The following is a 14,351-nucleotide window of genomic DNA, read 5'->3' on the forward strand; positions in this document are numbered from 1 at the left end:
TACCCATGAATGGAATCAAGTCTTTCGCGTGTCGCACCGGACTGGCCGCGGCACTCTGCCTGAGTGCGGCCGGCGCGCGCGGGGCGGATCATGTCCTTCTCGTCGGAGGACTGGGTGGAGAAGCGAAGTACGAGGCGGAATTTGCGGGCGCTTTGTCCTCACTGCGGGCCGCACTCGTGGACCGGCACGGATACAACCCCGCGCAGGTTCATGTCCTCGCGGCAGCCTCCGGCACGGCGCCCGCCGGGGCGGAGAACAGCACCCTCGAGAGCATTCGCGCCACCGTGACGCAGATTGCGATCGAGGCCCGAGAAGGAGACACCTTCCTGGCCGTCCTCGTCGGCCATGGGCAGTCGGACTTTCAAGAGGCCAAGTTTAATCTGCCCGGACCGGACATGACCGCGGTGGTGCTGAAGGAATTGCTGGACGTCGTGCCCTGCACGGATCAGCGGGTGATTCTCTCCTTTCCCTGCTCGGGACACTTCTCCCCTTTCATCGCCCGGACGGGCCGCGCCATCCTTGCCTCCACCGATGGGCCGAGACAGATCTACCATGCCAAAATGACCGCATATCTCGCACGCGCCTTCGAGTCTGATTTACCGGACGCCAACGGAGATAGTCGGCTCTCGGTATATGAGCTGTATAACTTTCTCAGCGAACAGGTGGAGGGCTACTTCATCTCCAGCGGCTCTCTGCAAACGGAAAACCCGTCGCTCGATGACAACGGCGACGGCAAAGTGACGACCCTCGCCGAAGGGATGGACGCGGGAGATGGCGAATACGCCCGTACCGTGTTGCTGACGCCCGCGCCTTCGACCCCGCCCGCCACCTCGCCCGCCACCTCGCCCGCAGCGCCAGAGTCGGCTGCGCCGGAGGCACTTGAGGCACCGGAAGCGCAAACAAGGGCGCCGATTATTCCACCCGCCGCGCTCCTGCTCTTGAATGCGGCTGCGGGTGCTCTGCCCCCGACCGACGACACCCTCCCCCTCGGTGAAAGCCCGGCGGAGGTGGGCCAGCAACTCGAGAAGGCCTGGACGGCGGACCCGAAAAGTGTGGAGAAGGCCGCACCCTACATTCGCTATCTGAACCGCCAGGGACAGGGCGACGACGCCATCCTGGTCCTGCGGGCCCTGGGTGATCGCGGCGATCTCGGTCTGCTGTGGGGCGAGACCTATTGGTATCGGGGCGAGCTGGAGCCCTGTCGCGATACCCTGAACAAGATCCCACCAGACGATCCCGCCTCCTGGTGCGCCGCGCAGATCTGGTTGCTGCGCACCGACTACCTCATGGGCGCGATGGATTCACTCGAAAGGCGTTGCCAGGCCATCCTCGCGGTAGATCCCCTGAACAAGGCCGCCCGGCTGTATCTGGCCGAGGCGCTGATGCGCCGGGGCAATCTTGAAGAAGCCGAGGCCACGCTGAACGCCCTGTCGGATTCGCTCGCCGACGACGTGGAGCTTCTCGAAGCCAAAGCTGTACTCTTGGACGCCTGGGATCGTCCCGACGAAGCCGCAACCCTTCGCGCGTCGATAGAAACTATCGTCACCACACAGCCGCCCCTCGGCGCCGATGGGCTCCGGGCCGCCGCCGCCGCTCTGCGCGCGAGACACCAGCCCCAGGCCGCTTCCCAGTGCCTGGAGGCCGCGCTCCGCTTCTGTCCCGCCGAGCCATTTCTGCTCCTCGAAAAGGCCCGGCTCTACCTCGCGGTTGCGGACACCGGTATTGCGGCCGCCTGCGCAAACAATGTACTCGGGCGCTACACCAACGCCCCGCTGGCGCTGAACCTCATGGCGGACATCCAATGGGCGCTGCGCAAGGACGGGACCGCCGTCGAAGCGCTGTGTCAGGGCGCCCTGAAGGGCGACCCCACCCTGCTTGACGCGCGGTGCGCCCTGATTCGGCAACGCCTGATCGCGGGCGCGTGGGATACCGCCGCCGAGTTGATCGCGGAGAATCGAGCGTTTAATCCGCGCCACCTGGGGACCATCATGCTGGATGCTGCAACGCGGCAACTTAAGGCGGAAGGTGGCGGGGAGCCCGGCGCGGAAGATTCCGCCACCTACGCCGCATTGGTGGCCGATCTCCTCGCCGCCAGGGCCGACTACGCCCGAAGCAGCGCCTGGTTCGCGCGGGCGTTGCAGGCTGGAACGCGGGATGGCACGGTGTTGAAGCACGCCGGGCTGGCGGAATTTCGAAGCGCACGTTTCGATTCGGCCGCCAGCCTGCTGGAGAAGGCCTTCGCAACCAACCCCTATGATGTCGGCACGAAGAACATGCTTGATCTCCTGGATACCGTACGGGCATCCGGCTCGGTTGCTCAAGGCGGGGTTACGGTGCATTTCGGCCCCGGCGACGAGGCCGCCGCCCACTACGGGCTCTATCTCGCCACGACCTATCTCGCGGAGGAGTCGAAACGCCTCGCCGTGGATCCCCAGGGCACGCTGCGAATTCAGCTTTGCAGCTCAAGAAACGACATCAATATCATCACCCAGGGCATCCCCGCATGCTGCGCCGTGGGCTGCGCGCCCTTTGGCTCCCTCTATCTCCCGTCGGCCGTATTCGTTTGGACCCCGGAGGCCGCGGGTGGCCAGGAGAAATCCTACCGCTATGACGAAGCGCTGCACCGGGGGGTCACGGAATATCTGCTCGATATGGCGGCGGGCGCCGCTATACCGCGCTGGTTTCGCGAGGGCCTGGCGCGCCATGAAGCCGAAGCCCTGAATCCGGAATGGCAAGCCCCCGGAATCCGGGAGCTGATCGTGGCCCTCCGCGCGGGTTACCAGCTCCCCCTCGCCACCATTGAAACCGAATATCTCGGAGAGCGCAATCCCCTCGTTCGTACCTATGCCGGACTGGTGGTGGACGACTGGGTGGCGCAAACGAGTTTCGATACGGTGCGCGGGCTGCTCGGCCGACTGCGTGACGGTGAGACATGGCCACAGGCGACGGAGGCGACTCTTGGCGCCCCCCTGGAAACCGTGGACCTCGACACGCGCGCGCGCATTCTGGAGCGCTTCCGGGAGATCCGCGTGGATGACGTCCAGCCGGTGGGGCTGAACGCGCTGGTGGCCGACGGCGTTCAGACGGAGCGGAGTCGCCTCGATATGGCGTCGGTGTTCTTTCAAAGCCATCGGCTGAGTGATGCGCGGAGCGCTCTCGCGCCCCTGCTGGAAACCGAAGCCCCGCCGACGCGCGCCCTGCTGATTTCGGGCCGGATCGCGGCAGCCGAAGGGCGCTATGAGGCGGCGCGCGACCAACTTGATCTCGCCCTGCAACTGGAGAATCTTCGCAATGAAAACCTGGCCACCGCGGAAGATTTTGCGGCGCTGGGTGCGGCCCTGGCCGAGTTGGGCGCGCGTGATGCGGCGGTGGAGGCGCTCAAGAAATCGATAGCGCTCAATCCTTATGACACCGCCGGAACCGGACCTTCCGTACTGTTGCTGGAACTGCTCGCGGCCACCGACCCAAGACCGACCGAGTACTACACCCTGCTGGAATCACGACTACCCGCCTCAAGGACGGATACTCGGGGTCGCGTTGAGCTAGCGCGATGGCTGGAGAGAAAGGGCGAAAGGGAAGCGGCGCTGCGCTGGTACAAATCCGCCGCGGCGATCCGGCCCGACTGGATCGAGGCGCATCAGGCCCTGGCGCCCCTGGCGGAATCCCTCGGCAACCACGGTCTCGCCTGCGCCTCCTATCGCATTCAATTGCTGAAGCAGCCGGAAAACCTGCGAATCCAGCAACGGATCGCTGTTTGTGAAGCCGCGCTGAGAAACAGCGAGGAAAGCGTGGCCCACGTCGAAAATGTCAAAGCGCAATAACCTCGGGGAGTGAAACGATGTACAGAACCATGACACTTGTTTTTTTTGTTCTCTTCGCCGGTTGCGGGCCCTCCGAGAATGAATCGATGACGCAATCGGTGCGCCTTCGTTTCGTGCCCGGCTCGGCACCGTCGAGCCCTATGGAATCCAGCTCCGGCGCGGTATGGTCTTCCTTCTCGCCCCCGCCCATCCCGGGCGCCGCCTACGTGATGCTCAATGGTCGCGCCGCTTTGGGCGACAAGTTTCCGGTTGGTCACCGGAATGAACCCGCGCTCTTCGAGATCCGGCTTGTGGACGGCGACGACAGCCACCTTGCTCTGGAACTGCTCTTTGACGGGGGCACGAAATTGATCGACGTGAAGCGAGACTCGCCCGAGGAAGTCATGGTCGGTGGAGTAGCGTACCGCATCAATTACCCGTCTATAGAGGTATCCTCTGCCGAAGGCAAGTCGACGACGAACAAGGCGATGATCGTGGTCACGAAATCGAAATCGTGACCGTAACGCGGGACACCGCAGCCTGCTTGCCGCGCGCGAATTCAAGACGAGGTATGTCGGATCATTAAGCCCGAACCCGGTATGAGGGGTGGTATAAGATGCGAAGGCCCACGCCTTTGCAGTATCATGTCCGGCGAGCAACCGAAAGGAGAGGGGACCTGACGGGTCACCCGCTTCGCTGCGGGCCTCGCTCCGCTCCCCGCATGCATGTTCTCGATTATCGAAACCAATCGCCTGTCCGAAGGCCTCACGGAAGTTGAGGTCAGTGCGCCGCTTATTGCCAATGCCGCGAAGCCGGGCAATTTTGTTCTGGTTCGCGGCGATGAGTATGGCGAGCGCATCCCGCTTACGATTGCAGATTCCAGCCCCGCCCGGGGCAGCATCACACTGGTGATGCAGGAAATCGGCAAGGGAACCAAGGCCCTGGGCGCTTTTCAGCCGGGCCAGGCTTACCTCGATGTGGTGGGTCCGCTGGGGAAGAACACGGAAATTCACGGTCCGGGGAAAACGATCTGCTGCGTGTGCGGCGGCGTCGGCCTGGCGCCCATGTTCCCCCAGATGAAGGCGCACCACGCGGCGGGCAATCGCGTCATTTCCATTCTGGGTGCGCGCGACGCCTCCATCCTGTTCTGGCAGGAGAAAGTGGAGGCGATCAGCGATCAGGTTTTCTATACCACGGACAACGGCTCGTTCGGTCGCAAGGGTTTCGCCACCCAGGTACTGGACGAACTGATCACCGGCGGCGAGCACATCGACGAGGTGATCGCCATCGGCCCGGTACCCCACATGAAGGCGGTCACCGATTGCTGCAAGAAGCACGGTGTGCCGGTCATCGTGAGCCTGAACCCCATCATGGTGGATGGCACGGGCATGTGCGGCGGCTGCCGCGTGAGCGTGGACGGTCAGGTGCGCTATGCCTGCGTGGATGGTCCGGAGTTTGACGGCGCGCTGGTAGATTTCGACGAACTCATCCTGCGCCAGCGCACCTACAAGCCCCAGGAGGCCGACGCGAATGCCGGAGTGGCGCCGCACCGGGAAGAAAATCACGCCTGCCGCTTTGAACAGCGCATCCAGGAAATGGTGGATGAGCTGGAGGCGGCGAAGCCGAAGTACAATACGAACTACTTTGAGGAAGCTTCCGCCCTCTTTGTACTCCATACGGTTGCGGAGTTGATGAAGCGGCGGAGCAACTTTGATGAAGTCACGCCGACCTTTTCGCCGGAGGAGGCCCTGGCCGAAGCGCAGCGCTGCCGCTGCTGCGAATCGGCCACCTGTATCGACGGTTGCCCGGTTGGCGTGAACATCCGGGACTTCATCTGGTCGATTCAGAAGGGCGACATCGCGGAAGCGGCCCGCATCCTGAAGAACAAGAACAATCTCCCTGCGGTTTGTGGTCGAGTCTGCCCTCAGGAGACCCAGTGCGAAAAACACTGTGTGCTGGCAAAGACGGGCAAGGAGCCTGTGGCGATTGGCAAGCTGGAGCGCTTCGTGGCCGACTGGGAGGCGGAGCATGTTCCGTCCAAAGTGCCGTATGTTGCCCCGCGGGGCCAGAAGGTGGCCGTCATCGGGTGTGGGCCGGGCGGCTTGACCTGTGCGGGCGATCTGGCGCGACTGGGCTATGAAGTCACGATTTACGAGGCCTTCCACGACACAGGCGGTGTCCTTCGCTACGGCATTCCCGAATTCCGACTGCCCAAGGCCATCGTGGATCGGGAAGTGAACTATATCAAGAGCCTGGGCGTGCATATCGAGCTCAACATGGTCATCGGGAAGGTGCTCACGATTGAGGGGCTGTTCGAGAGCGGCTATGAGTCGGTGTTTATCGCCGTGGGCGCGGGTGCCCCCATGTTTATCGGCGTGCCCGGCGAGAATCTGGTCGGTGTTTACAGCGCCAACGAGTTCCTCACCCGCGTCAATCTCATGAAGGCCTACCGCTTTGGCGAGTACCAGACCCCCGTTATCGTGGGTAATCATATTGCCGTGGTGGGCGCGGGCAATGTGGCCATGGACGCGGCCCGTGTCGCGGTGCGGCTGGGCGCGAAGCGCGTGACGATCATTTATCGCCGCTCTGAAGTGGAGATTCCGGCGCGCGCCGAGGAGGTGCGTCACGCCCGGGAAGAGGGCGTATTTTTCCAGTTGCTCACCGCCCCGGTCCGCATTGTGGGCGATGCGGAAGGCCGCGTCTGCGCGATGGAGTGCATGCGGATGGCGCTGGGCGAACCCGACGCATCGGGGCGACGCCGACCGGTGCCGGTGCCGAATAGTGAATTCACGATCGACTGCGACATGGTCATCCCGGCGCTGGGCTCCCAGGCGAACCCGCTGCTCACCGGAAATACGGAAGGCATCCACTTGAACAAGTGGGGAAATATTGTGGCGGATCCCGTCACCGGGGCCACCAACCTGCCCGGCGTCTACGCGGGTGGCGACATCGTCACCGGCGCGGCCACGGTCATCGAGGCCATGGGCGCGGGCAAGCGCGCGGCGGAGGCTATCGATGCTTACCTGCGTGCGCGAACTGGAAACGCGACACTGGTCTGAGCACCGCCCCTGCCGCGCGGGACAAACCCGCACGGCGGGGTTTGACACGATATAAGAGCGGAACGCCTTGCGTCCACCGGTGTTTTCTCCCCCAGGGAGCATTGGGCGGTTTTCGCAAGGCGTTCAGCCTTTATTCTTGGTGCTTCTCAGGAACTGGCGCCTCCCCCCGCCGGGGCGCCTTCACCCTGCTGCGATTTCAAAAGCTCCAGCCGGTCGGTCCACTGTCGATTGCCCGGCTCAAGTTCGGCGGCTTTCTGAATCGAAGTGATCGCGGCATCGAGATTCCCCAGTGCGGCATGGGCCTGGGACAGGGTATCCTGGACGTTGGCGCTGTTGGGTGCGGACACAGCGGCCTCCTGAGCGAGTTTCAACGCCTCTTCAAGATTCTTGTTGGAAGTGATGTAACGCATCGCGAGGTTGTTCTTCGCCGCGATCATGTCCGGCGCGAGGCTGATAGCCCGCTTGTAGTTCTCCTCGGCGAGCTCCGCCACGCCACTGACATCATAGACCATCCCAAGACGGAACAGCAGGTCCGCGGTGACGTCGGGCCGTTTGGCGAGCTCTTCCAGGATGCTCCGCGACTGGTCGCGGTAGGCGGTATTCTTGAGCCGATCCGAAAGCTGATACCAGGCAAGTGCGAGGGCGCCGCGCTCGTCGAGCGACTCCGTCGGAACGAGCGCCGCGGCTTCATTCAACCACCGTGCGGCCGTGGCTTCGTCTTGGATAACGAGGGTGGCGAGTTCGACCCACGCCATCCGAAATACCGGCTCGGCGAGACGGGGACGAAGCAGATTCTCAGCCTCTTCAACGCGACCGCCCGCGATGAACGCCTGGGCCTGGCGTGTAACCACCATGGGATTGTCAGGAGATTCCTCGGCATAGGTCTTTATGGTCTCCAAGGCTTCGGAGGATTGACCTAACTGGATCTGGGCATTGGCGATCATGAAGTCTGCGGACTGAGCGCCGAGGGGTGCTCGACGGCGCCACTCCTGGGAAGCGGCCAGGGCCTCGGTCCAATTACCCGCCGCCGCATAGGCCTGCGCAGCCAAGACGGCCGGCTCGACGGCCTCGGGAAACTCGCGCATGGACCGGGAGGCCACCTCCGCGGCTTCCGCGTGGCGGTTCAGCGCGCTGTAGATACGCACCAGTTGAGTTTCCAGGAGCAAATAGCGGCTCTGATCGGCGATTCGCTTGAAATCCGACGCGAGCCCGGCCAGGTCTCCGGCATTCTTGTCGATGGATTCGAGGGCCTGAACGGCGTCTTTGAACTGTCCGGGGTTCTCAAACATCGACAGGACGAACGGAAGCGCTTGATTGTTGTCGAGGAGTTTTTGAATCAAGGGAACCTGGGCGCTTAAGTCTTTGATCGCGGAATCTTCCGGGCATGCCGCACTGGCGTCGGCGATGCGCCGCACAGCCGCGGCGGGGTCGCCGCCGCGCGCCAGGAAGGCCAGCAGCCTGCGCCACGCGTTGGGGTCAGACTTCGCTTCGGTGACGGCCTGCTCGTACCAGCGGGCGGCCTCTTCCACGGTGCCATGGACGCGGTTGTACTCCGCAAGGATCGCGGGACGCTGGCCCGGCTTTAGCTCCAGGGCGTCAAGTCCTTGAAGCACCGCCAGGGCTTCGTCTTTTCGGCCCTGCGTGGCGTAGAGATCCGCGGCGAGGCCGATGGCGAATTCATTGGGGCTCTCCGCGAGGAAACGCTTGAAAATCGCTTCGGCCTTGTCGAGTTGACCCGCGCTACGATAGAGTTGGGCCAACTGCAAATCGAGCGGCACCGTATCGCCCTTTTCTTGGTGAAAGGTCTCCAGTATCCCTATCGCCCGGCCAACATCGTTGCCTCGAGCCAGAATTCCAGCGGCCCGGCGTCGATCCTCGTCGGTGAGCGACTTGCTCGCAAGCGCCTTTTCCACCTCCGCCTTCGCTCGGTCTGATTCACCGCGAGTGGAGAGCAGCCGCGCGAGCTCAAAATGCACGCCGGCCATCTCCGGAGCGACTTGCACGGCCTGTTCCAGGCTATCGATAGCGCCCTGAATGTTTCCCAGCTTCTCCAATGCGGACGCCAGCAAGGTATAGCGCTGGGCCTCCGGCACGGAAATCTGCATGGTCTCGTTGAGCAGTGCGGCCGCTTCCGCGGCGGCCTTGGGTGAGCTATCGCTCAGCATCATCCATCGGGCCCGGGCGACACGCCAGTTTACCGCGTTCTCTCCGGTTGCGCTCTTCAGACGCTCGATCACGCGGTCGATCAGGGCCAAATCATTCCAGGCGGATCTGGAATCCAGGATCGTGCGCAGCAACGCGGCGTCGTCGGGCGCCTTTTCCGCTATCGCGACCCAAAGCTTGAGCGCATCGGCGGAGCCCGTCAGGTCGAGAAACTGAGCCATCGCCGTCTGCCAGCGCAGATCGTCCCCACCCTTGGACGCCGCCTCGGTCAAGAACGCCTTGGCGCCTTCGGGATCTCCGCTGCGAAGGCGCGACACGGCCTGTGCATAGGCCAGGCCGGGCGTCATGCCGCCGCTCGTGCTGTTCAGTTTTGCGAAGCAGGCTTCAGACAGACCCAAGCCGTGCTGGTCGCTGAGCTGCGCGAGCTTCAGCAGTGTGCTCTCGGGAAGCTTCGCATCGCCCTGCAACGCGGACTGCACCAACTCCGTTGCGGCAGTCTTGTTGCCCTCCAGGGCGCGCAAATGAATCAAGATGGGCAGCGTACGCGGCTCGAAAGGCTGAACGGACTGGACCTGCTCGCAGAGCTTGAACAGCTTTGCCCTGTTTTCCTCGTTCAGACCTTCGACGTTGGCGCCGATGATCTCGGCGCCGGCCGCGGCCACGCCCGCGTTCTGGGGCGCGCGCTGCATCGCCGCCTGCACCAGGGCGAAGGCCTCGCCATGGCCACCGCTCGCGGCGAAGAGGGTGGCGCTTCGAAGGATGGGGTCAATCCAGGCGGGTGACGCTTTGATAGCATTTTGCAGGGAGGCGAGAGCGTTGTCGCGCTCCCCCAGTCGCTCATGGGCCAACCCGACGAAATAGTGAAAATAGGGATTGCCCTGATCATTCGCCAACGCAGCGGAGCAAATGTCCATGACTTCCTTGGGCGAGGCGTTGTCTCGCAACCACACAACCTCCAGCACGGGAGCCCAGGCATCCGCCTGGGTGTCGTCAGAACGCCCCTTGAGCTCGCCGACAACTTCTTCAAGAACGGCTTTGTTCCCCTCACGTCCGGCGGCCATACCGCGAACCGCAAGCAAGCCCGACGAGAGCGTTGAAATCTGCTCCGCTCCCGTCAGCTTCAAGACCTCCGGCGTGTTTCCCACTTCGAAGAGGCGCTGACAATAGAACTGAAGCAGGTCCGGGTTCTTCGACGCAGGGGCCGTTCGCGCGAGCAGGTTGAGGGACTCACTGTAGAGGCCAAACTGCGCCATGATGGTATTTACGAGCAATACATCTTCCGATTCCGGCTGCACGATTTCGCCGGCACGCTTCGCCGCTTCCGTGGCTTCATTTCGCCGGCCGGCCATTTCCAGTGCTAATGCGCGAATAATAGAGTAGCCCGCCTGCTCATGGTTCAGAGCGGCCTGAGAATCCGGGTAAGCGAGTAATTCCGGTGTCTCGGCTCCATTGCTCTGCATCAGGGTGAGCACCAGCACGTGGTCACGGGTGCTTTCCGGCGCCAGTTCCGTAAGCCTCCGGGCGATTTCCAAGGCTTCGTCAAACTTGCGATTCCGTGTCAGCGCTCCGGCCTTGGCGCGCAAGGCTTCCAGGTTCTCGGGCTCATCCTGCAGGATTTTGTCCGCGAGATCCAGGGCCTCCTGGCCGTAGCCGGTGAGCGAGTAGAGTTTCATCAAATCCAGCCTGGCCTCCCGGTGCCCGGGATCAACCGACAAGACCTGAAGGAATAGGCCTATGGCCTGGCCAATATGCTTGCCGTTGGGGAGCGGTACGTTCATACGGGCCCGGGCGTACTCGTAGACCGCCTCGGGATCTTTATCCTGGCCATAGCGCTGAAGATAGCTGCCGATTTGATGTAGTGCGTTGCTGTAGTCCTCGCGCGCGATGGATGCCATGCCGAGCTCCCTGTTTTCCAGAGCTCGCGAATTCAGCATCTGCTGGCGGACCAATACAGCGCCACCGCCGCCGACGATTACCACCGTGAAAAGTGTGGTCACAGCAATAATGCGGTGTTTCTTGCGCATTGGGATTCTCCTGAAAGATTACGTGTTGTGGTCGTTTATGTTTGCGCGCCCCGCCCCGCCCCGGCAACAGAAAAGCCCGGGCACGCATCGAAAGACGCGCCTCCGGGATTCCCATAAGCTCACGATGAGACTTCGGTCGGATTCATGGACGCCGAGTGTACCGTGGAGAGCCATACGGACTGGGCCAGCGGTCCATAACCGGAGACGGGCTCAAGCAGCTCGTCCCACGGGACACTCTCGTCCGCCATCTTCGCATTGGCCTGGGAGAGCTTTTCCCGCCCATTGCTGGATACGGTCGAAGACGAGAACTTGGACCGCTCGAGATCCATCGCATCGGCGCGATTGAACACCAGGCCCACCACGGGAACACTCAGCTCATTCAAATGTTTCAAGGCGCGCTGGACATCGCTCTCCGAGTCGCCGCGCGACGCCATCATAATCACTCCGTCGGCACACATGCACATTATCATCGCATCCGACAGGCCGGGCACCGGTCCCGAGTCGATCAGAATTATATCGAACATCGGACGCAATTCATCGAGCAGCTTGCGAAAAGCAACGGGCGACATGCTGTGTGAGTTGGCCATGGTTCTCCGCGAAGAGGGAAGAATGCTCAGACCGGGGATTCCAATATCGGCGAGACAGTTTTCGACATGTTCGCCGTTCAGCGCGTCGGCAAGGCCGAGACCAACATCCTTCTGCATCGCAAGGCCGTCTTGCAAATCATTCTCACTGATATAGCCCAGTTCAATCAAGGCATGGCCTATTGGACGTCCCGTCTGCCGGGCCACCTGAAGCGCGTGGCGCGACTCCTCCTCCGTGATCACCTCATAGGTTCGAAGTACGTGGCCCAGCTTGCGCCGGCCCGTGGCGCCCGTCCGCCGCGTCAACCCGGTACCCACCACATCCCCATCGATGATCAACGTACGCGTGCCGGCGGTGGCGAAGGAGATACCCAGGGAAAGAGCGAAGCTGGTCTTTCCCGCACCACTGCAGGACGCGGTGACGGTCAAACACAGGGACTCATTGGGGGGCATGTGCGCATGGAGAATGGTTCGAATATGGTGGACCGAATGGGCCGCCGCGATCACCTCGGAGGTGCTCCCGAGCGCCTGGGGAAGCAGCGGAAGCGCCCCAAGCATACGCGGCTGAATCGCCTGCGCATCGGTGATGTCGCGGATGTTCGACCGGAGGAATCCGAGCCCCATTACGAGCGCAACGCCAAGACCGGCGCCGGCAAGGCCGCCCAGTATGGTCAACTGCATACGGCGTTTTGCGTTTGAGGGACTTCCAGGGACCTCCGCCTCGCTCAAAATGCTCACACGCCCGCTTTCAGAACCTTCCAGCGAAAGCTGTTCTATGCGGGAATTGGTCAACTCGAGATCGGCTTCAAGACGCGCCAATTCCTTTTGATGGGACTTCAGCGTGTAGTCCTTGCCCCCTATCTCGATCATCTTCTTGTTGGCGTCTTCGAATAACTTCTGGAGACCCTCCACTTTTGATCTCAGTTGGGCCACAGTCGCGGCCGTAGGCGCGATACGTTCCGAGTCGACTGAAGGTTGTGTCGCCAGAAGTGGACTTTCCCGAAACGCGGTTGCATATGTTTCAATTTCAGAGTTCTGCTTCTCCAGGTCCGTAACCGCCTGCCGGTATTCCGAGCGAGTTTCGGGACGTCGCAATGTGGATTCGAATGCCCCTATTTGGCGCTCCAATTGGCTGCGCTGCTCGAGCAGACTCCGCATGTGGCCGTCGATCAACGCGATTTCTTCCACCGTCAGAGTGGAATAGTCAAGCACATCGGGTGAGTCCTCACCTCCGGCGACCGCTTCGAGGGAGTTCAGCAGGAGTTTTGACGCTTCCAATTCGGTTTGTATGGTCTGCAGGTTACTCATTTCAAACTCGAATCTGCCTGCCAGATCGTCGGAACCATACTCCTCCGAAATCTTCTTGATCTGCTCATCCAGCGCCGCGATCTGTTTGCGCAGGGCATTCGCCCGGTCATCAAGAATCTTAAAGCGCTCACCTTCACGCTGTACATCGCTATCCACATAAACACGTCTGTAGGCGTCTACGATCGACTTGGAACCCGCCCGAGCCCGCTTTGGGTCCTTATCGCTGAAGTTGACCACAATCAACTGACTGCTCTTGGGCTGAACCACAGACAGTCCCTTTGTGAACTGCTCCAGTTCTTCAAGCGAGAATTTGCCGCCAGCTTCCCGCCAAGGCTCGCTCTGCATCGCCATCTCCATCACTCGCCTGCTGCTTATCAACGAAATCTGAGTCTGGACAAAGGAATCGAACATGGGGACCATGCTGTTCGCGTCGGTCTCGAACAGGATCTTCGGAAGCACGGGAGCAATTCGAATCGTCGACGTACTCGTATATTCAAGCTGTACGGCCATGAAGCCGATAGCGGCACCGATTGGCCCTAAGACTATCGCCAGTCCGATGGCTAGCAGGTAACGTCCCCGCAAGAACTTGTGCAGGAGCAGCAGAGGATTTTCGGCGGGTTTCTGCTGGTCCGTGTATTGGTAGGTGTGGCCACCCCCTGCCCCCCCCCCGGAGGAGGGAATAAGTGCGTTGCTCATGAGTCTAATCCCGCCCGGACAACCTCTATCCAGGGCGCTGCTGCCTGGAAGAGCATGTCGTAGGCCTCGTTTTGTTCGCTTTCCGAGAGACCGGAATCCACGATCAATTGTACACTGGCGCCGCCACAAAAGGTGTAACGGCGATCGCGAGCGGCCGTTTCGAGCAGGCCCATGTCCGGGGCGATGCGCCCGTCGGGCAGCACGGTAAAGTGGGTCACATGGAGTGAATTGGACTGCTGCATGAGGTCGTATGCAAAAGCGTAACGGGTCGTGCTGAACGCACCGTAGCTCTTTGGGACGGAGCCGGGTTCGGAGGAGATCTCACTCCAGCCCTGCGACGGATAGCAAACCGGCGGGTAGTGACCGAGCAGACTTCGGGCATCGGCGCATTGAACCAATAACAGGGTCGCGGTGTGCTGGGTCTTGTAGTTGCGGTATACACGACTCAACGTGCAGTTCGCGTCGAGGATTTTGAGCGCCTCCTGCCGGATTTCGGTATCTTTACCAATCCAGTCGCCGATGTTGTACGGGATCTTGTCGAGGGCCGCACGAACACGGGCGTGATACTCGTCCACGCCGGCCGGGGCAACTTCCCGCGCAGCCTGGTCCGCGGCAATGCCCGCCAACAGGGCGCAGGTGATTATGGGGACGATAAATCTTAACACTTCGGGCTCCACAACGGGTTGTCCGGACACCGCAGGTTTCAATGAGACAGTT

6 protein-coding genes are annotated in these 14,351 nt (G+C 61.9%); 3 read left to right on the forward strand and 3 right to left on the reverse strand.

Annotation, left to right across the window (positions count from 1 at the left end; genetic code table 11):
• The first annotated feature begins 5 nt into the window (after positions 1 to 5).
• From JNK74_04560 to gltA, 3 genes are all read left to right on the forward strand, one after another.
• Positions 6 to 3,821 (forward strand): tetratricopeptide repeat protein, encoded by a 3,816-nt coding sequence (locus JNK74_04560; protein ID MBL7645446.1) that lies wholly within the window; start codon positions 6 to 8, stop codon positions 3,819 to 3,821.
• 17 nt (positions 3,822 to 3,838) lie between these two features.
• Positions 3,839 to 4,318 (forward strand): hypothetical protein, encoded by a 480-nt coding sequence (locus JNK74_04565; protein ID MBL7645447.1) that lies wholly within the window; start codon positions 3,839 to 3,841, stop codon positions 4,316 to 4,318.
• Positions 4,319 to 4,525: 207 nt separating this feature from the next.
• A complete protein-coding gene (gene gltA, locus JNK74_04570; GenBank protein MBL7645448.1) occupies positions 4,526 to 6,859 on the forward strand; it encodes an NADPH-dependent glutamate synthase in 2,334 nt (777 codons plus the stop codon).
• Positions 6,860 to 7,005: 146 nt separating this feature from the next.
• Here gltA and JNK74_04575 read toward each other — a convergent pair whose 3' ends face one another.
• From JNK74_04575 to JNK74_04585, 3 genes are all read right to left on the reverse strand, one after another.
• On the reverse strand, positions 7,006 to 11,046 hold the full coding sequence (locus JNK74_04575; protein ID MBL7645449.1) for a tetratricopeptide repeat protein: 4,041 nt from the start codon (positions 11,044 to 11,046) through the stop codon (positions 7,006 to 7,008).
• A 119-nt stretch (positions 11,047 to 11,165) separates the two neighbouring features.
• Positions 11,166 to 13,634, reverse strand: coding sequence for a hypothetical protein (locus JNK74_04580; protein MBL7645450.1), 2,469 nt, complete (start codon positions 13,632 to 13,634; stop codon positions 11,166 to 11,168).
• Positions 13,631 to 14,299 (reverse strand): exosortase-associated EpsI family protein, encoded by a 669-nt coding sequence (locus JNK74_04585; GenBank protein MBL7645451.1) that lies wholly within the window; start codon positions 14,297 to 14,299, stop codon positions 13,631 to 13,633. Before JNK74_04585 ends, JNK74_04580 begins: the two co-directional genes overlap by 4 nt.
• Positions 14,300 to 14,351: the final 52 nt, after the last annotated feature.

The sequence above is a fragment of the Candidatus Hydrogenedentota bacterium genome (assembly GCA_016791475.1).
GTDB lineage: Bacteria > Hydrogenedentota > Hydrogenedentia > Hydrogenedentales > JAEUWI01 > JAEUWI01.